The 18,844-nt window shown below is 68.8% G+C and carries 18 protein-coding genes and 1 pseudogene; 15 read left to right on the top strand and 4 right to left on the bottom strand.

Translation table 11 applies throughout. The features are described 5' to 3' along the window. The first annotated feature begins 79 nt into the window (after nt 1-79). The 3 genes from AB0B82_RS03135 to AB0B82_RS03125 are packed head-to-tail and all read left to right on the top strand — an operon-like array spanning nt 80 to nt 2,603. Complete coding sequence (locus tag AB0B82_RS03135) at nt 80-703, top strand: TetR family transcriptional regulator (protein ID WP_360161943.1); 624 nt, start codon at nt 80-82, stop codon at nt 701-703. Then, entirely contained in the window at nt 700-2,274 is a 1,575-nt protein-coding gene (locus AB0B82_RS03130; protein WP_360161881.1) for an MDR family MFS transporter, read from the top strand. The genes AB0B82_RS03135 and AB0B82_RS03130 overlap by 4 nt, the downstream gene beginning before the upstream one ends. A 29-nt stretch (nt 2,275-2,303) precedes the next feature. After that, complete coding sequence (locus tag AB0B82_RS03125; RefSeq protein WP_360161879.1) at nt 2,304-2,603, top strand: thiamine-binding protein; 300 nt, start codon at nt 2,304-2,306, stop codon at nt 2,601-2,603. Between the two features lie 6 nt (nt 2,604-2,609). Here the strand turns inward: AB0B82_RS03125 and AB0B82_RS03120 are convergent, their stop codons facing one another. After that, nucleotides 2,610-3,350 (bottom strand): SDR family NAD(P)-dependent oxidoreductase, encoded by a 741-nt coding sequence (locus AB0B82_RS03120; RefSeq protein ID WP_360161877.1) that lies wholly within the window; start codon nt 3,348-3,350, stop codon nt 2,610-2,612. 99 nt (nt 3,351-3,449) lie between these two features. Between AB0B82_RS03120 and AB0B82_RS03115 the strand changes: the two genes are divergently transcribed. The 5 genes from AB0B82_RS03115 to AB0B82_RS03095 all read left to right on the top strand — a co-directional run bounded on the left by AB0B82_RS03115 (nt 3,450) and on the right by AB0B82_RS03095 (nt 9,385). Then, complete coding sequence (locus AB0B82_RS03115; protein WP_360161875.1) at nt 3,450-4,316, top strand: helix-turn-helix transcriptional regulator; 867 nt, start codon at nt 3,450-3,452, stop codon at nt 4,314-4,316. Nucleotides 4,317-4,358: 42 nt separating this feature from the next. Beyond that, on the top strand, nt 4,359-5,675 hold the full coding sequence (locus AB0B82_RS03110; RefSeq protein WP_360161873.1) for an RICIN domain-containing protein: 1,317 nt from the start codon (nt 4,359-4,361) through the stop codon (nt 5,673-5,675). A gap of 10 nt (nt 5,676-5,685) precedes the next feature. After that, the gene (locus tag AB0B82_RS03105; RefSeq protein ID WP_360161871.1) at nt 5,686-6,765 is read left to right on the top strand and encodes an oxidoreductase; all 1,080 of its coding nucleotides are present in this window, start codon (nt 5,686-5,688) and stop codon (nt 6,763-6,765) included. Nucleotides 6,766-6,850: 85 nt separating this feature from the next. Next, nucleotides 6,851-7,663, top strand: coding sequence for an endonuclease/exonuclease/phosphatase family protein (locus AB0B82_RS03100; protein ID WP_360161869.1), 813 nt, complete (start codon nt 6,851-6,853; stop codon nt 7,661-7,663). 285 nt (nt 7,664-7,948) lie between these two features. Then, on the top strand, nt 7,949-9,385 hold the full coding sequence (locus tag AB0B82_RS03095; protein ID WP_360161867.1) for a C40 family peptidase: 1,437 nt from the start codon (nt 7,949-7,951) through the stop codon (nt 9,383-9,385). A gap of 65 nt (nt 9,386-9,450) precedes the next feature. On the opposite strand, the gene AB0B82_RS03090 is transcribed toward AB0B82_RS03095, so the two are convergent. The 3 genes and pseudogenes from AB0B82_RS03090 to AB0B82_RS03080 all read right to left on the bottom strand — a co-directional run bounded on the left by AB0B82_RS03090 (nt 9,451) and on the right by AB0B82_RS03080 (nt 10,348). Next, nucleotides 9,451-9,666 carry a hypothetical protein gene (locus AB0B82_RS03090; RefSeq protein ID WP_360161945.1) on the bottom strand — a complete coding sequence of 72 codons (216 nt, stop codon included), beginning with the start codon at nt 9,664-9,666 and terminating at the stop codon, nt 9,451-9,453. Further along, nucleotides 9,666-9,827: pseudogene (locus AB0B82_RS03085) on the bottom strand (LysR family transcriptional regulator); the annotation flags it as partial. The gene AB0B82_RS03090 and the pseudogene AB0B82_RS03085, both read right to left, overlap by 1 nt. Nucleotides 9,828-9,859: 32 nt before the next feature. Further along, nucleotides 9,860-10,348, bottom strand: coding sequence for an inorganic diphosphatase (locus AB0B82_RS03080; protein ID WP_360161865.1), 489 nt, complete (start codon nt 10,346-10,348; stop codon nt 9,860-9,862). A 50-nt stretch (nt 10,349-10,398) separates the two neighbouring features. On the opposite strand from AB0B82_RS03080, the gene dacB reads away from it, so the two are divergent. From dacB to AB0B82_RS03045, 7 genes are all read left to right on the top strand, one after another. Further along, the gene (gene dacB / locus AB0B82_RS03075; RefSeq protein ID WP_360161863.1) at nt 10,399-11,766 is read left to right on the top strand and encodes a D-alanyl-D-alanine carboxypeptidase/D-alanyl-D-alanine-endopeptidase; all 1,368 of its coding nucleotides are present in this window, start codon (nt 10,399-10,401) and stop codon (nt 11,764-11,766) included. 35 nt (nt 11,767-11,801) lie between these two features. Continuing rightward, nucleotides 11,802-12,896 (top strand): zinc-dependent metalloprotease, encoded by a 1,095-nt coding sequence (locus AB0B82_RS03070; RefSeq protein ID WP_360161862.1) that lies wholly within the window; start codon nt 11,802-11,804, stop codon nt 12,894-12,896. Beyond that, the gene (gene tilS, locus AB0B82_RS03065) at nt 12,868-13,908 is read left to right on the top strand and encodes a tRNA lysidine(34) synthetase TilS (protein ID WP_360161860.1); all 1,041 of its coding nucleotides are present in this window, start codon (nt 12,868-12,870) and stop codon (nt 13,906-13,908) included. Before AB0B82_RS03070 ends, tilS begins: the two co-directional genes overlap by 29 nt. Before the next feature lie 5 nt (nt 13,909-13,913). Then, entirely contained in the window at nt 13,914-14,465 is a 552-nt protein-coding gene (hpt, locus tag AB0B82_RS03060) for a hypoxanthine phosphoribosyltransferase (RefSeq protein ID WP_360161858.1), read from the top strand. 221 nt (nt 14,466-14,686) lie between these two features. After that, nucleotides 14,687-16,723 carry an ATP-dependent zinc metalloprotease FtsH gene (ftsH, locus tag AB0B82_RS03055; protein WP_360161856.1) on the top strand — a complete coding sequence of 679 codons (2,037 nt, stop codon included), beginning with the start codon at nt 14,687-14,689 and terminating at the stop codon, nt 16,721-16,723. A 91-nt stretch (nt 16,724-16,814) separates the two neighbouring features. Then, entirely contained in the window at nt 16,815-17,387 is a 573-nt protein-coding gene (gene folE, locus AB0B82_RS03050) for a GTP cyclohydrolase I FolE (RefSeq protein ID WP_360161854.1), read from the top strand. Nucleotides 17,388-17,550: 163 nt separating this feature from the next. Beyond that, nucleotides 17,551-18,720, top strand: a complete 1,170-nt coding sequence (locus AB0B82_RS03045) for a S1 family peptidase (protein WP_360161852.1) — start codon at nt 17,551-17,553, stop codon at nt 18,718-18,720. The last annotated feature ends 124 nt before the right edge of the window (nt 18,721-18,844 follow it).

Here is an 18,844-nt window from a genome sequence, read left to right as displayed (position 1 = left end):
GCCGAGTTGCATCGATGCAAACTTGCACGGATTAATTGTTTGCAGTGACTGCAAATTTGTCCGTACGCTGGATCGCGTGATGCAGGTCGAGGCTGGGTTGCGGGAGCGGAAGAAGCAGCAGACGCGGGCGGCGCTGGCCGACGCGGCGCTGCGGCTGGCGCTCGAGAAGGGACCGGACGCGGTCACGGTCGAGGAGATCGCCGAGGCGGCCGACGTGTCGGTGCGGACGTTCTTCAACTACTTCCCGCACAAGGAGCACGCGATCCTCGCGCGCAACCCCGAGCATCTCGAGCGGGCCCTGGACCGGATGCGGACCGCGCCGGCGGACGAGTCGCCGTTGACGACGATGTGGTTCGTCGTCAACGACGTACTGCGGGAGCTCGAGAACGACGGCCACGTGTCGCGGCGCGGTGAGCTGATCATGAGCTCGCCGAACCTGCTGTACCAGTTGATGCTGACGAGCATCGACGACGAACGGCAGTTGACCGCCGCGCTCACCGAACGGATGGGCGAACCCGCCGGATCGGTGCGGCCGGCGCTGATCGTCAGCGCGGCCGGTGCCGCCTGCCGGATGGTGATGGAGCTGCGCAAGGCCGCTCCGGACCGGCAGATCCGCGACCTGCTCCAGGAAGCTTTCCAGCTACTTGCCCAAGGCATCGATCCCGCCTTCGGGCCGAACAGTGAGAAGAAAGGTCACTCATGACGACGACCTCGTCACCCTCGCCGGAGGCGGCGGGTGAGGTCACTCCACCAGCAACCTTGACGCCACGGCAGACCATCCAGGCCATCTCCGGCCTGATGATGGGGATGTTCGTGGCGATCCTGGCCGGCACCGTGGTGTCGACCGCGTTGCCGCGCATCATTCACGACCTGGGGGCGAGTCAGTCGTCGTACACCTGGGTCGTCACCCTCGAGCTGCTCGCGATGACGGCCACCGTGCCGTTGTGGGGCAAGCTCGCCGACCTCTACAACAACAAACTCCTGGTCCAGCTGTCGCTGGGCTTCTTCGTGATCGGCTCGCTGGTGGCCGGTTTCGCGCCGAACATCGAGGTGCTGCTCGGCAGCCGGGTCCTGCAGGGTCTCGGCGCGGGCGGCCTGACCGCGCTCGTCCAGATCGTGATGGCGGCCATCATTCCGCCGCGTGAGCTCGGCCGGTACTCCGGCATCTTCGGCGCGATCTTCGCGTCGGCGACCGTCGGCGGTCCGCTGCTCGGCGGCTTCCTGGTCGACTCGCCGCTCGGCTGGCGGGCCTGCTTCCTGATCGGGGTACCGTTCGTGCTCGCAGCGATCGTGCTGCTTCAGCGCACGCTGAAGCTCGAGACCGTCCGCAAGGAAGTGAAGATCGACTGGTGGGGTGCGGCGCTGATCGTCGGCGGCGTGAGCCTGCTGCTGGTCTGGTCGTCGTTCGCCGGAAACAAGTTCGACTGGGTCTCCGGCTGGAGCTTCGTCCTGGTCGGGGCGGCGGTGGTCGCGCTGGCGGCGGCCGTGCTGGTCGAGCTGCGGCACCCGGAGCCGATCATCCCGATGGACCTGTTCCGCAACCGCACGGTGACCCTGTCGATCGTCGCCAGCGCACTGGTCGGTGTCGCGATGTTCGGCGGCTCGGTGTTCCTCGCGCAGTACTTCCAGATCGCGCAGGGGTACTCGCCCACGAAGGCCGGCCTGATGAGTCTGCCGATGATCCTCGGCATGATGGTCGCGTCGACGGTCGCCGGTGGCCTGATCACGAAGTACGGCCGGTGGAAGATCTACCTGGTCGTCGGCAGCGTGCTGCTGCCGATCGGACTCGGCCTGTTCGGCACGATCGACGCGCACACCTCGAAGTACATGCTGTGGGGCTTCATGCTGGTCCTCGGCGTCGGCATCGGTCTGGTGATGCAGAACCTCGTCCTCGCCGCGCAGAACGACGTACCGGCGCGCGAGCTGGGCGCGGCGACGTCGGCGGTCAGCTTCTTCCGGAGCATGGGCGGCACGATCGGCGTCAGCGTGCTCGGCGCGATCCTGGCGAACAAGGTCACCGAGACGCTGAACCCCGGCGGTACGGCGGCCGGCGGCAGCGCCGTACCGAACATCGCCGAGCTGCCCCCGGAGATCCGGGCGATCGTCGAGAACGCGTACGGCGACGCGACCGCGGAACTGTTCATGATGTCGGTGCCGTTCGCGGTACTGGCGCTGATCGCGGTGCTGTTCATCAAGGAGAAGGCGCTGCTCACCACGTCGGGCGCCGAGCGCCGCGCGCAGGAAGAGGGTCCGCAGGACACGGTGGCGCGCTGACGGTGGGCCCGGGCTGAGATCCTGGGTGCATGATCGTCGCATTCAGCATCAGCCCGGCAGCCGGTGACGAGACCGGAGGCGTGAGCGAAGCGGTGGCCGAGGCCATTCGCGTCGTTCGCGCCTCCGGTCTTCCCAACGAAACCAACGCGATGTTCACCAACATCGAAGGTGAGTGGGACGAGGTCATGGCCGTCGTCAAGCAGGCCGTCGACGCCGTTGCCGCGGTCTCTCCGCGCGTCAGCCTGGTCCTGAAGGCCGACATCCGCCCCGGCTACACCGGTCAACTCACCGCCAAGGTCGACCGCATCGAGCAGGCGCTGGCCGACTGACGCCTGTCAGTGCTGCTGGTTGACGGCAGCGAGGGTGGCGGCGTAGCGGTTCTCGCGTTCGGCGTGGCGGAGGAACTTGACGCGGTCGACGAGGATCTCCTCGGCGTCGGGCTGCTGGGCGAGCAGTGTCATCGTTTCGGCGATGTACTCGTCCAGCGGCATCGCGGTGTCGGTGCCGCCCTTGCGGAGGAGGTCGGTGCGGACCTCGGGTGGGACGATCTCGATCACCTGGACGGCGGTGTCCGCGAGCTGGATGCGCAGGCTCTGCGTGTAGCTGTGGATCGCCGCCTTGGTCGCGCTGTACGTCGGCGTGATCGTGAGCGGTACCGACGCGAGTCCGGACGACACGGTGAGGATCGCCGGATCGGTCTGCCGCAGCAGGTACGGCGTGAACGCGGTGATGGTCCGGATCGTGCCGAGCAGGTTGATGTCGATCGTCTGCTCGACGGTCGGCAGGTGCGCCGGGTCGCGGAGGTCCTCCATCCGCATGATGCCGGCCATCGTGATCAGCACGTTGACGTCGTACGCCGCGGTCACCTGATCGAACGCGGCCTGGATCGAGGCCGGATCCGCGACGTCGAGCGGGATGCCGGCGATGCCGTCCTCGGCCGCGATCCGGTCGAGCAGGTCCTTGCGCCGGCCGCTGATCACGACGGTGTTGCCGAGGTCGCGGAAGCGCCGGGCGAGCTCGAGGCCGATACCCGACGTGCCGCCGGTCATGAGGATCGTGTTGCCTGTGGTTTTCATGCCTCCAGCGTGGATTCGGATGCCACCGGCAACCAGGCTGCGCGCAGCCACTGCTTGCCGAGCAGTGGCTAACGTGCGGCGGCCGTGGACACTGGAGACATGGAGTACGCCGAACTCTCCGACTTCCTGCGCAAACGCCGTGAAGCGCTTCAACCAGAGGACGTGGGGATGCCGCGCGGCCGCCGACGCCGGACGCCGGGACTGCGCCGGGAAGAGGTCGCCGCGCTCGCGTCGATGTCGGCCGACTACTACAGCCGCCTCGAGGGCGGGCGCGGGCCGCAACCGTCCACGGAGATGCTGGCGGCGATCGCGCGCGCTCTGCGCCTGACGCTGGATGAACGCGACCACCTGTTCCTGCTGGCCGGCCACGGTACGCCGCCGCGCGCGTCGCGGGCCGACCACGTCGACCCGGGCATGCTGCGGATCCTGGACCGGCTTCAGGACACGCCCGCGATGTTGCTGAATCGATGGGCCGAGGTCATCGCACAAACCCCGACCCACGTCGCGTTCATGGGTGAGCTGACCAACTTCGACGGCATGGAGCGCAGCGAGGTGTACCGCTGGTTCGCGCATCCGCAGTCGCGGGCCCTGTACGCCGAGCCCGAGGTGTCGACGCACAGCCGCCTGCTCGCCACGATGATCCGGACCGCCATGGCCATCGACGGCCCGAAGTCGTATGCCGCCTCGATCGTGCAGGCGTTGCGGAAGCTCAGCCCGGAGTTCGTCGAGGTCTGGAACGCGCACGAGGTGGTCCGGGCGCACAGCCGCAGCAAGCGGTACAAGCATCCGGCGGTCGGCGATCTGGAGCTCTACTGCGAGGTGATCGACAACCGGGACCGGCAGCAGACACTGATCGTGTTCACCGCGGAGCCGGGCAGCGAGAGTGCCGAGAAGTTGCGGTTGCTGAGCGTCCTGGGCAGCCAGGAGATGAGCTCTGGACAGGGCTTTGATCGGGAGTTAATTTAAGAACTGAAATTTCAGAATGTACTGACGGAAAGGTCCGCCCCCATGCTTTCCGATCGCTTTCGCCTGCCCACTTTCCGGTCCACCCTGCTGTCCAGCCTGCTGTCCCCGCTGCTGGCCTCTGCACTTGCGCTGGCGCTGTTGATCAGTGGCCTGACCTCGTCCGCAGTTGCCAAGGCCGACGCGACGTTCAAGGTGCTCGCGTTCTACAGCGGCACGTGGGACGCCGCGCACATCGACTTCGTAAGAGAAGCGAATCAGCGGTTTCCGCAGTTCGGTGCGCAGTACGGATTCACGTACACCGCCACGAACAACTGGGATCAGCTCGTCAACCTGAGCGCGTCGCAGTACCAGGTCGTGATGTTCCTCGACGATTCCCCGCACAGTGACGCGCAGCGCAACGGGTTCAAGAACTACCTGGACAACGGCGGCGCGTTCTTCGGGTTCCACGTGACGGCGTACAACGACGCCAGTGGCGGTTGGCCGTGGTTCAACAACACGCTGCTCGGCACCGGCCGGTTCCAGTCGAACACCTGGGGACCGACCGCCGTCACGCTGCGGACCGAGAACCGGTCGCACCCGGCGTTGGCGAACACCGGCGCGACGTTCCAGTCGTCGGTCAGCGAGTGGTACAGCTGGCAGAACGATCTTCGGAACAACCCGAACATCCAGATCCTGGCGTCGATCGACGCGTCCAGTTTCCCGGTCGGCACCGACCCGAACCAGACCTGGTACGGCGGCTATTACCCGATCATCTGGACGAACAAGAACTACAAGATGATCTACGCGAACTTCGGTCACAACGCGATGAACTACGAAACCAACACCCGGCTTTCCTCGACGTTCGACAGTCCGGCGCAGAACCAGTTCATGATGGACGCGCTGGCGTGGCTGGGCGGCTCGAGTACGACGCCGCCGGTCGATCAGCCGTCGCCGTCCACGTGGTACTCGATCGTCAACCAGGCCAACGGAAAGTGCGTCGACGCGCGCGCGGCCGGTACTGCGAACGGGACGGTGATCCAGCAGTACAGCTGCAACGGTACGCAGGCGCAGCAGTTCCAGTTCCAGCCGACGTCCGGTGGGTTTACCAGGGTCAACAACCGCAACGACGCCACGAAGGTGATCGACGTGACCGGAGTTTCCGCGGCGGACAACGCCGGCCTCCAGTTGTGGGCGTACGGCGGCGGAAACAATCAGCAATGGCAGGCCGTTTCCGAAGGCGGCGGCGCGTTCCATTTCGTCAGCCGGCACAGCAGCAAGTGCCTGACCGTGCCCGGCGGTTCGACCGCCGACAGCATCCAATTGGTCCAACTCACCTGCAACGGCTCCGTGTCGCAGTCCTTTCGGCTGACAGCGGGCTAGATTGCCGCGCATGAGAATCCTGCGTGTGGCCGCTCTGGCGGCAGGAGGTCTGTTGTTGATGGGTCAGGTCGTGCCCGCCCAGGCACACAGCGGTTCGTCGGGTCCGTCGTACCGCTGGGAGTTGACGCCGACCGGGACCACGGCGCAGTTCCGTGGACTCGCGGCGGTGAGCAAGAACGTCGCCTGGGTGGGCGGGGCCGGCGGAACGGTGCTGCGGACGGTGGACGGCGGGAAACACTGGCAGAACGTCAGTCCGCCCGGCGCGGAAACCCTGCAGTTCCGCGACGTCGAGGCCTTCGACGCGCGGCGTGCGGTCGCACTGACGATCGGGAACGGCGAGGACTCCCGGGTGTACCGCACGGCGGACGGCGGAAAAACGTGGTCGGAAACTTTCCGGAACACGGATCCGAACGCGTTCTACGACTGCTTCGCGTTCAACGACGACAAGCACGGGCTGGCGCTGAGCGACCCGGTCGACGGAAAGTTCCGGATCGCGGCGACGGCAGACGGCGGAAAATCCTGGAAAGTGCAGTCGTCCGCCGGAATGCCGGCCGCGCTGCCGGGCGAGTTCGCCTTCGCCGCCAGCGGTACCTGCCTGGTCGCGGGCCATGGCCGTACGGCGTGGTTCGCCACTGGCGGTGCTGACCGGCCGCGCGTGTTCCGGACCGTCGACGGCGGCCGGCGCTGGACGGTGTCGGACTCGCCGATGGCCAGCGGTGAAGCGGCCGGAATCTTCAGCCTGGCATTCCGGAACTCGTTGTTCGGCGTTGCCGTCGGCGGTGACTTCCTGAAGCCGACCGAGGCGGTGGAGGCCGCGTCGGTGACGTACGACGGTGGTCGCACCTGGAAGTTGGTGCCCGCCGACAAGGCGCCGAAGGGCTACCGCAGCGGATCGCACTTCGTGCCGTGGTCGCCGACCACCGTGGTGGCGGTGGGACCGTCCGGTAGTGATGTCAGCGTTGACGGCGGCCGGAGCTGGAAGCAGTTCTACGACGGCAGCTTCGACAGCGTCGAGTGCGCCGGTCACGGCCTGAACGCGGGCTGCTGGGCCTCCGGTGCCGGCGGCGCTGTCGCCCGCCTCGTGCACTAGCACTCGAGCGCCGGCTGTCGCGTGTTCGGACCGGCGACACTCGCACGTCGCGCGGGTGTCGCCGGTTTTCCGCAAGGATGAGGGCATGCGTAAATTGCTGACCGTCCTCGTAGGGTTCCTGATCGTGATCCCCACTGTTGCCGCGGCTCAGCCCGACGCGGGTCGTCCGGGCCGGCCGCTGACCGTCATGACCTACAACATCCACCACGGCGCGGGGACCGACGGCGTCCTCGATCTCGAGCGGATCGCCGTCCTGATCGAGCAGTCCGGCGCCGATGTCATCGGCCTGCAGGAGGTCGACCGGCACTGGGACGCGCGCAGCGACTGGGTCGACCAGGCCGCTTGGTTCGCGCAGCGGCTCAAGCTGCACTACGCGTACGCCCCGAACCTCGACCTACCGCCGGTGAACCCGGGGGAGCCGCGGCGCCAGTACGGCACCGCGATCTTGTCGAAGTACCCGATCCAGCACTTCGAGAACACGCCGCTGCCGCTCTACCCCGGCGGTGAACAGCGCGGGCTCGCGGTCGCGGACATCACTGTGCGCGGCGCGAAACTGCGCTTCGCGAACACGCACCTGACCCACAACAACAACGCCGAACGGCTGGAGCAGGCGCAGAAGGTGATCGAGCTGCTCGGCGGCTCGAAGACGCCGACCCTGATCGTCGGCGACCTGAACGCGACGGCCGAGAAGCCGGAGATCAAGACGCTGACCGCGGCGTACGCCGACACCTGGGAGGAGGTCGGCGAGGGGCCCGGCTACACGATCGAGGCCGACAATCCGACCGCGCGGATCGACTATCAGCTGCACAGCGCGGGACTCCGCCCGACCAAGGCCGCCGTACCGGTGACGCCGGCCTCGGACCACCTCCCGGTGGTCGCCTCGTTCGTCCTCAGCTGAACCACCTCGGCCGGCTCCAGCTGAACCACCTCAGCTGAACCACTGGCCTCAGCTGCAACGCCCTCCGGCCCGGCCGGAGGGGCGTTTTCGTGCGCCGACCTGCGGATTCGCCGAATTACAAGCTTGTAGTTTGTCAAGCCGACACGCAGGTGAAACAAAGATACTTGTGTGAAAACTGTTCCCAATGGGGCTTGAGGCAACTAGTGTCACGTATGTGGTCCAGGAGGACCAAAAGTTCACGAACCCTGGGGAAGGGGTTCGTGACCGGCGGAAGGAACCATCCCGATGCGGACGCCCACCAGGGCCACGTCCGGCGGGCGGGTCACGGGTGCTGGGAAGACCGGTAGGGCGGCCAAGCTGCTGTCCTCCGGGGTGCTCGCGATCTGCCTGGCCGGCACCATGGCCGTGCCCACCCTCCCGGCCGAGGCCGCCAAGCCGAAGCCGCCGGTGATTCCGTCCAAGGCCGCGGTCGAGCGGGCCAAGCAGGCCGCCGCTTCGAAGGCCGCCCAGGTCGCCGCGATCGAGCAGCAGCTGGCCGCAGCCAACGCGCGGCTGGAGCAGCTCGGCATCCAGTCCGGGATCGCCGACGAGGCGTACAACGGCGCCGTGTACCGGCTGCAGCAGGCCAAGGCCGACGCGGCCGCCGCCGCGGCCCGGGCAGCCGAGGCGCAGCAGACACTGGCCGCCCAGCGGCAGCAGATCGGTCGCTTCGCCGCCGCGTCGTACCAAGGCGGTGGCGACGTGGCGAAGATCGCGCCACTGTTCACCGCCGAGGGGCCGCAGGAACTGCTCGATTCGGCCGGTACGGCGCACACGGTGTCGCAGGCGATGCAGGGGTCGTACCTGCGCTTCACCGCGACGCAGGTGATGACGAACCTGTTCAAGGTCCAGGCCGACCAGGCCGTCGCCAAGGTGAAGACGGCGACCGACGCGGCTGCCAAGGCGAAGAAGGCCGCTGAAGCGGCCGAGGCCGCGCAGACGGCCGCGGTGCAGTCGATCGGCGCGCAACGCCAGAAGTCGATCACGCAGCTCGCCACCCTGCAGAACATCTCGGTCCAGGTGGCCGCCCAGCGCCAGCGCGGGCTGGAGGAGCTGGCGCGGCAGCGCGCCGCCGAGATCGCGGCCCGCAAGGCCGCCGAGCTGCAGCGCCGGATCGCGGCCCGGGAGGCCGCGGAGCGACGCGCCGCGGAGGCCCAGCGGGCCCGCGAGGCGGCCGAGCAGGCGCGCCGGGAAAAGGCCGAGCGCGAGCGGGAGAAGCAGGACAACCAGCGGCAGGACCCGCCGAAGCGGCACAAGCCGAAGCCGAAGCCGCCGAAGCCGCCGCGGGACGACGACGGCCCGAGCCGCGGCAGCCGGAAGGGCGCCCAGGCTGCGATCGACTTCGCGCTGCGGCAGCGCGGCGACATGTACCTGTGGGGCGGCACCGGACCGGATCGCTGGGACTGTTCCGGCCTGACCCAGGCCGCCTGGGCGCGGGCCGGCGTACAACTCCCGCACTACAGCGTCGCGCAGTACGAGCAGATCCGGCACATCGACGAGGACGAGCTGCGTCCCGGCGACCTGATCTTCTGGTCCATCGACCCCGACGACCCCGGCACCATCCACCACGTCGGCATGTACCTGGGCAACGGCCGCATGATCCACGCCCCCCGCACCGGCAAACCCGTCCAGATCGACAGCGTGTACTACTGGGAACCGCCCGACTTCTTCGGCCGGCCCTAGGCACTTCCGAACCGGCCCCTCGAGTTGTCCCCGGCAACGAGCTTGTTGCCGGGGACACCGCATGATCAGACCAGCCGGTGGCCGCCGTCGGCGTGCAGTACGGTCCCGGTCACGAAGCCGTTGTCGACGACCAGCACGCCGAGCTCCTCCGTGGCCAGGTGCTCGGACACGACGCCTGGTGGCAGGGTGAGCGGCGTACGGACCGGGCCGAGATCGATCTCACCGGTTTCGAGCAGCCGGAGCGCCGGCCAGGAAACCTCGCCGGCCGGGGTCAGTTCCACCCGCGACTGTGCCGCACCAGCAACACAGCCCCGGTCTCCCGCTCGAGCTGCTTGATCTGCTGACTCAGCGTCGGCGTTGAGATGAACAACCGCTCCGCCGCCCGCCCGAAGTGCAACTCCTCCGCAACCCCCACGAAGTACCGCAACTGCCGCAGTTCCACCCGACGAGCCTAGGGCGGCCCGGGCCCGCGGGTCAGTGGCCCTCGGTTTTGAGGCGGTCGAAGGAGGCGGTGATCTCGGCTTCGGCGTCGGCTCGGCCGACCCACTTGGCGCCTTCGACGGACTTGCCCGGTTCGAGGTCCTTGTAGACGGCGAAGAAGTGCTGGATCTCCAAGCGGTCGAACTCGGGGACGTGGTGGATGTCGCGCAGGTGCTCCTGGCGCGGGTCGCCGGCCGGGACGCAGAGGACCTTGTCGTCAGGGCCCTTCTCGTCGGTCATCCGGAACATGCCGATCGCGCGGGCGCGGATCAGGCAGCCGGGGAACGTCGGCTCCGGCAGCAGTACCAGCGCGTCCAGCGGGTCGCCGTCCTGACCGAGGGTCTCCTCGATGAACCCGTAGTCGGCCGGATACTGGGTCGCGGTGAACAGTGTCCGGTCCAGCCGCAGGCGGCCCGTCTTGTGGTCCAGCTCGTACTTGTTGCGGGTGCCCTTGGGGATCTCGATGAAGACGTCGAACTCCATACGGCAGATACTGTCACGGTTTCTACCGTCCTATTGACAGGAGCAGCCCGGTGGCCCGACCTGCCCGTGCGGCATTCGTCACGCTGATCGCCTCGGCGCTGTGCGCCGGACTGGTCGGCAGCGCAAGCGCCGTACCCGGATCGGTGCAGGCGACCGAACAGGCGCCACCGGTGCTCGCCCCCGCGGCCGCCAAGGGGGTCGCGCCGACCGCGGCCGGCGTTGGCAAGGCGCTCACGACAATCCTCAAGGACCCGTCACTGGGCACGCACCGCGGCATCTACGTGTACGACGCCTCGCGCGGCAAGGCGGTGTTCTCGGTCGGCGCCGCGACGCCGTACACGCCCGCGTCCACGCTGAAGCTGTTGACCACGGTGTCGGCGCTGGCGACGCTCGGACCGGACCACCGGTTCACCACGAGGGTCGTGAGCAGCGCCCCGGCGTCCGGTGGCGCGGCGTCGATCGTGCTGGTGGGCGGCGGTGACCCACTGCTGACGATCAAGCCGTCCGCGCGGGACGGCTTCCCGGCGCGCGCGACGCTGCAGACGCTGGCGGCCGGTACGGCGAAGGCGCTGAAGGCGCAGGGGGTCACCTCGGTGACGCTCGGGTACGACGCGACGCTGTTCACCGGCCCGGCGATCAACGCGAACTGGGAGGCGAACTACGTACCGGAGGGCATCGCGGCCCCGACGTCGGCGCTCTGGGTGAACGAAGGCCGCTTGACGCCTGGCATGGCGAAGCGCTCCAGCTCCCCGGCACAGTCCGCCGCGGTGGCGTTCCAGAAGCTCCTGCAGCAGAACGGCGTCAAGGTCGCTGCCACCGTGAAGCCTACGAAGGCCCCGGCCGGGGCCACCTCGCTCGCCCTGGTCAAGTCGCCGACGGTCGGCCAGATCGTCGAGTACGTGAACCTGCACAGCGACAACGACGGCGCCGAGGTGCTGCTGCGGCAGGTCGGTGTCGCGACCGGCAACGGCGGGTCGTACGCAGGGGGCGTCAAGGGGCTGCGGGCCACGCTGACCAAGCTGGGCCTGGACGTCAGTAAGGCCAGGATTTACGACGGCAGCGGCCTGACCCGCAGCAACAAGGTCCCGCTCGACCTGCTGGCCGGCGCGGTCCGGGTGGCCGCGTCGAAGGATCACCCGGAGCTCCGGCACCTGCTGACCGGTCTGCCGGTGGCCGCGTTCAACGGGAGCCTCGCGCAGCGGTTCAGTACCGCGGGCACCGGTACCGGGACCGGCGTGGTCCGGGCGAAGACCGGAACACTCACCGGCGTCCACAGCCTCGCCGGGTATGCGCTGGACCGCACCGGGACGCTGTTGGTGTTCGCGGTCGCCAGCGACAGCGTGCCGGTCCCGAAGACCCTTGACGCCCGCGCCGCCCTCGACCGCGCCACCGCCGCCCTGGCCAACTGCGGCTGCTGACCCCAAAGGTTGTGACATACCACTAGGGTCTTTGTATGAGCACGGCTGATGGCGGGACCACGAGCGAGATGGTCGACTGGCAGCTGGCGACCGGTGTGGCGCGGAAGCTGCTGCGTCCGGGCCCGGCGGTCAGCCGCACGGAGGCGGACCAGGTGGTGGGCGAGCTGCGGCAGTTCGCGGCCGAGTCCGAGACCCATGTGCGCGACTTCACCGGGCTGCAGGCCACGTCGGCCACGGCCCCGGTGCTGATCGTCGACCGGCCGGGCTGGGTGCAGGCGAACGCGGACGGGTTCCGCACGGTCCTGCAGCCGCTGGCGGACAAGCTGCGCGAGAAGGCGGAGCGGAGCCCGGGCCTGTCGTCCGCGGTCGGCTCCCGGGTGACCGGAATCGAGGCCGGTGCGCTGCTGGCCTTCCTGTCGTCGCGGGTCCTGGGCCAGTTCGACCCGTTCTTCCCGGCGCAGCCCGACCCGGACCGTCCCGGTCTGACCGGACGGCTGTTGCTGGTGGCTCCCAACGTCATGCACGTGGAGTCCGAGCTCGGCGTCGTACCGCGGGACTTCCGCCTGTGGGTGTGTCTGCACGAGGAGACGCACCGGGTCCAGTTCACCGCGGTGCCCTGGCTGCGAGACCACCTGCGCTCGGAGATCGCCCTGTTCCTGGACCAGGCCGAGCTGGACGCATCGGCGTACGCCGCGATGTTCCGCGAGGCCGTCCAGCGCCTGGGCCGCTCGGTGCGCGGGGAGGCCGAGCTCAGTCTGGTGGACCTGATGCAGTCGCCGGAGCAGCGTGCGGTGCTGGACCGGCTGACCGCGGTGATGTCGCTGCTGGAGGGCCACGCCGACTTCGTGATGGACGGTGTGGGGCCGACGGTCATTCCGACCGTCGACACGATCCGCTCCAAGTTCACGTCCCGCCGTGCCAGTGGCAACCCGGTGGACCAGCTGCTGAAGCGGCTGCTCGGTCTGGACGCCAAGCTGCGGCAGTACAAGGACGGTGCCGCGTTCGTACGCCGTGTGGTCGACCGCGTCGGGATGGAGGGCTTCAACCGCGTCTGGACCGGACCGAACACGCTCCCGACCAAGAACGAGATCGCCAACCCCGATGACTGGGTCACCCGACTCCACGGCTGAGCGCCTGGTCCGGCAACGGCGGGGGAAGCTGCACCCGGCCGTCGCCCGGACGCGCGAGGCCGTCCGTGCCACACTCAGCGAGCTGCCGCAGGGGACGACGGTCCTGGTCGCCTGCTCCGGCGGCACCGATTCACTCGCGCTGGCGGCCGCCACCGCGTTCGAAGCGCCCAAACTGGGCCTACGGGCCGGCGCGGTGATCGTGGACCACGGGCTGCAGCCCGACTCGGGACATGTGGCCCGGACGGCGGCCGAGCAGTGCCGTGGACTCGGACTGGACCCTGTGGAGGTCCGTGAGGTCGAGGTCGGCAACCAGGGCGGTCCGGAGGGAGCAGCCCGCTCGGCCCGGTACGACGCTCTGCGCGCGGCGGCCGACGAGGTCGGCGCGGACGTCGTACTGCTGGCTCACACCCGCGACGACCAGGCGGAGACCGTACTGCTCGGGCTGGGCCGCGGGTCCGGTGCTCGTTCGCTCGCCGGGATGGCTCCGGCTGTCGGACTGCTGCGCCGCCCGTTCCTGGAGGTGCCGCGGGCCACGACGGCCGCAGCGTGCATCGCGTCGGGGCTCCGGCCGTGGCACGACCCGCACAACGACGACCCGCAGTACACGCGGGTCCGGGTGCGGCACGAGGTGCTGCCGGTGCTGGAGGAGGCGCTGGGACCGGGTGTGGTCGAGGCGCTGGCCCGTACGGCGGGACTGCTCCGGGCGGATGCGGACGCGCTGGACCAGCTCGCCGCGGAGGTTGCGGAGAGCGCACTGAGCCGCGTCGAGGGACAGGTGCGCGCGGACATCGCCGTACTCGAGGAGCAACCGGCCGCGATCCGCACGCGCGTACTGCGCCAGGCCGCGCTGGAAGCAGGCTGCCGCGCCACCGACCTGACCGCCGGCCATGTCGCGTCCGTCGACGAACTGGTGACCGACTGGCGCGGTCAGCGCTGGATCGACCTGCCCCAGGGCGTTCGCGCGATCCGCCAGGGCGGATTCATCATCTTCGGACGGGATGTGACACCCTGAGCGGCGTGGATGCGGCGGACATCGAGAAGGACCTGACCAAGATCCATTACACCGAGGAGCAGATCCTCGCGAAGCTGCGCGAGCTGGCAGCGCGGATCGAGGCCGACTACGAGGGCAAGGACCTGCTGCTGGTCGGGGTACTGCGCGGCGCGGTGATGGTGATGGCCGACCTGGCCCGGTCGTTCAGCCGGCACGTGGAGATGGACTGGATGGCCATCTCGTCGTACGGCTCGGGGACCAAGTCGTCGGGTGTGGTGCGGATCCAGAAGGACCTGGACACCGACATCACCAACCGGCACGTGCTGATCGTCGAGGACATCATCGACACCGGCCTCACGCTCAGCTGGCTGGTCAGCAACCTGGAGTCACGCAAGCCGGCCTCGCTGGAGCTGTGCACGGCGTTCGTGAAGCCGGACGCGGCGAAGATGCGGGTCCCGGTGAAGTACGTCGGCCTGGAACTGCCGGACGAGTTCGTCGTCGGCTACGGGCTGGACTACGCGGAGAAGTACCGCAACCTGCGCTGCGTCGCCACGCTGGCACCGCACGTGTATTCCTGACAGCTGCGCCGGGCGGCGCAGATACCCTCCCCGACCCCATGGCCCCGACCCGGGGTTCAGGGCAGACTTGGTGACGGCCTGTACAACGGGTCGTACCGTCTTACGTGACCCTCGTGCTGTGTTGTCTTGTGCGGCACGAGACACTTGGACTGGTACTACCGACACAAGCCCGTCACACCCGGGCCTGCCGAGCTAGGAGGGACGAGGCCTCGGCCTCGATCATGGACGTGAAGCGCATCTTCCGCGGACCCCTGTTCTGGATCGTCGTCGCCTTCCTCGGCGTGCTGGTGATCGGGCAGCTCCTGACCGGTTCGACCGGGTACAAGACCGAGCCCACGGGCCAGGTGGTCCAGCTGATCCAGCAGGCCAAGTCGTCGAGCGACAAGACGATCAAGACGGTCACGCTGGTGAATCCCGACCAGGAGATCCGGGTCGAGAAGACCGACGGCACCAAGGTCCGGGCGCACTGGGTGGACGGCCAGGGCCAGGGGCTCGGCAACGACCTGCAGACACTGTTCACCGACGGCAAGATCGAGCGGTACGACGTCGAGAACCCGAAGCCGAGCTTCATCGGCCAGGTGTTCTCCACGCTGATCCCGTTCCTGCTGATCGCGGTCGTGTTCATCTTCCTGATGAACTCGATGCAGGGCGGTGGCTCCCGGGTGATGAGCTTCGCCAAGTCGAAGGCCAAGCTGGTCACCAAGGACACCCCGAAGACCACGTTCGCCGACGTCGCCGGTGTGGACGAGGCGATCGAGGAGCTGCAGGAGATCAAGGAGTTCCTGCAGGAGCCGGGCAAGTTCCAGGCGGTCGGCGCCAAGATCCCCAAGGGTGTGCTGCTCTACGGACAGCCCGGTACCGGTAAGACGCTGCTGGCCCGTGCGGTCGCGGGTGAGGCCGGTGTGCCGTTCTACTCGATCTCCGGTTCGGACTTCGTCGAGATGTTCGTCGGTGTCGGTGCCTCCCGGGTCCGGGACCTGTTCGAGCAGGCCAAGGCGAACGCGCCGGCGATCGTGTTCATCGACGAGATCGACGCCGTCGGGCGGCACCGTGGCGCGGGCCTCGGCGGCGGTCACGACGAGCGCGAGCAGACGCTGAACCAGCTGCTGGTCGAGATGGACGGCTTCGACGTCCGCGGCGGTGTGATCCTGATCGCGGCCACCAACCGGCCCGACGTGCTCGACCCGGCGCTGCTGCGGCCCGGCCGCTTCGACCGGCAGATCGCCGTCGACGCGCCGGACCTGCCCGGCCGGCTGAAGATCCTCAAGGTGCACGCCCGCGGCAAGCCGATGGCGCAGGACGTCGACCTGGCCGCCGTGGCCCGCCGGACGCCGGGCATGACCGGTGCCGACCTGGCCAACGTGCTGAACGAGGCGGCCCTGCTGACCGCCCGGTCGAACGCGCAGATGATCGACAACCGGGCGCTGGACGAGGCCATCGACCGCGTGATCGCCGGTCCGCAGCGGCGGACCCGCCTGATGTCGGACAAGGAGAAGGTGCTCACCGCGTACCACGAGGGTGGCCACGCCCTGGTCGCGGCGGCGCTGCCGCACTCCGACCCGGTGCAGAAGGTGACGATCCTGCCGCGCGGCCGCGCGCTCGGCTACACGATGGTGATGCCGGACGAGGACAAGTACTCGACCACCCGCTCCGAGATGCTGGACAAGCTGGCCTACATGCTCGGCGGCCGGGCAGCCGAGGAGATGGTCTTCCACGACCCGACCACGGGCGCCAGCAACGACATCGAGAAGGCCACCGCGCTGGCCCGGGCGATGGTCACGCAGTACGGCATGACCGAGCGGCTCGGCGCGATCAAGTTCGGCCAGGACAGCAGCGAGCCGTTCCTCGGTCGTGACCTGGGCAGCCAGCGGAACTACTCCGAGGAGATCGCGGCCGCGGTCGACGAGGAGGTCGGCAAGCTGATCCTGAACGCGCACCAGGAGGCCTTCGACATCCTGAACGAGAACCGGGCGGTCCTGGACCACCTGGTCGAGGAGCTGCTGGAGAAGGAGACCCTGGACAAGAACGAGATCGCCCGGGTCTTCGCGCCGGTGGTCAAGCGCGACCGCCGGCCGGCCTGGACCGGCTCGGCCACGCGGGTCCCGTCCGACCAGCCGCCGGTGATGCCGGTCAACAACCGCGCCGAGCAGAACGGCTCGCTGCAGGACGTCCTGCCGGGCGGGTCCGTCGGCCCGGACGAGGCGATCCGCCCGCCGGAGTACGGCAGCGGCCCGACGCCGCCGCCCAGCAACCAGTGAGCTGATCTGCGCTGATCTGAGTCGGCACGATGCCCGTCATCCCCACCCGGGGTGGCGGGCATCGGCTTGTTCCGGGCGGTAGCGTTCGGGGGTGACGTCACCGAAGTTCGACCACGCGCGGGCCGAGCGGGCCGTCCGCGAGCTGCTGTTCGCGATCGGCGAGGACCCGGACCGCGAGGGCCTGCAGGACACACCGGCCCGGGTGGCCCGGTCGTACGCCGAGATCACCGCCGGCCTCGGTCAGGGCGCCGAGGACGTGCTGACCACCACGTTCGCGCTCGAGCACGACGAGATGATCCTGGTGAAGGACATCGAGGTCTGGAGCCTCTGCGAGCACCACCTGGTCCCGTTCACCGGCGTCGCGCACGTCGGGTACATCCCGAGCCGCGACGGCCGCGTGACCGGGCTGTCGAAGCTGGCCCGGCTGGTCGACGTGTACGCGAAGCGGCCGCAGGTCCAGGAGCGGCTGACCACGCAGGTCGCCGAGTCGCTGGTGGAGATCCTCCAGCCGCGCGGCGTGATCGTGGTGATCGAGTGCGAGCACCTGTGCATGACGATGCGCGGCGTCCGGAAACCGGGGGCGAAGACGATCACCTCGGCCGTCCGCGGCCAGCTCCGCAACCCGGTCACCCGGGCCGAGGCGATGAGCCTGATCGTCGGCTGATTGTCGGCGGCAGGGCTGGTTTTGCCGGCCACCCGTAGCCCGTCGCCCGGCGCACTCGTTGACGTTTGAGAGTCCGGGACTATGGACATTCTGTGGCTGAGCGTTTACTTTCCGTGTTGGTGCTTGGCCAACGGGGACCAGGTGCCGGCGTGAGGAGGACAGGATGTCAGGGCGTTTCCGGGTCGGCGCCGCACTTGCCGGGGTCGTCGTCCTGACGGCAGGCGGCCTGGTCGCGGCGAACTGGGCGACGGCGGACACGCGCCCCCAGACCGGCCCCAAGGCAGGCCAGCAGACCGCCCAGCAGACTCGCCAGCAGACCGGGAAGGCGACGGTGGATCCGCTCGTCGCGGAAACCCTCGAGGCCGAGCTCGGCTCCGACGACGGCGTTGTCGGCAGTTACTACGACGAGGCCGGTGAGCTGGTCGTCGCGGTGTCGGACCTGACGACGGCCGCACTGGTCCGCCAGCTCGGCGCGATTCCGCACCTGGTGAAGTACACCGCCCGCCAGTTGACCGCCGTACAGCACCAGCTGGATCGGCTGGCCACCAGCTCCAGCGCCGGCAAGGTGCGCTCGTGGTACGTCGATCCGGTGTCGGGGACCGTGGTGGTCTCGGTGCCGAGGACCGCGCGGGACTCGATCACCAAGCGGTTCGTGGCCCGCGCGGAGGCGAACGGCGACCGGGTCACCGTGCGCCGCGTGTCCGGTACGGTCCGGACCACCGCCGACGACTTCAGCCTGCGCGGCGGCGTCCAGGTGGACAAGAACACCGGGTACGTCTGCTCGCTCGGGTTCAACGCGGTGACCCGCAAGGGCAACCGGATCTTCCTGACCGCGGGGCACTGCACGTCCGGGCGGCCGTCGTTCTCCCGCAACGGGTACGTGCTCGGCAACACGTCGATGTCGAGTTTCCCCGGCAGCGACTTCGGGTCGGTCGGCGTGATCCAGGGCTGGGACCAGCAGGGATACGTCGAGGGCTGGGGCAACGGCAATGTGGCGGTCAAGGGGATCGCCGAGCCGACCGTGGGCTCGACGCTGTGCAAGTCCGGCAAGAGCACCGGCTGGACCTGCGGGCGGATCGTCGCGCGGAACGTCACGGTCAACTACGGCAACAACCGCGTGGTGCGCGGCCTGTTCCAGCACACCGCCTGTGTCGAGGCGGGTGACTCCGGCGGCGCGAGCATGACCGGGAACTACGCGCAGGGCATCACCAGCGGCGCGGCGCTGATCGACGGGCAGTGCCTGGAGAAGCACGGCCAGACGAACGAGTCGTACGCGCAACCGATCACGCCGGTGCTGCAGTCCACGAAGTCCCGCTTGATCCTCGCGCGCTGACCCGCAGATCAGCCGCCCGACACGGCAAACCACGAGGTCGCGCTACAGCCGAGCCGCGTGGGCTACTACGGTGTGTGGGTGAGAACTGAGTCATGGGGTCACGTCGACGGATTACCGGTCCTGG

This window comes from Kribbella sp. NPDC048915 (assembly GCF_040649595.1).
Classification (GTDB): Bacteria; Actinomycetota; Actinomycetes; order Propionibacteriales; family Kribbellaceae; genus Kribbella.
The sequence above is the reverse complement of the archived record's forward strand: the minus strand, read 5'-3'. Positions and strand labels throughout refer to the sequence as shown.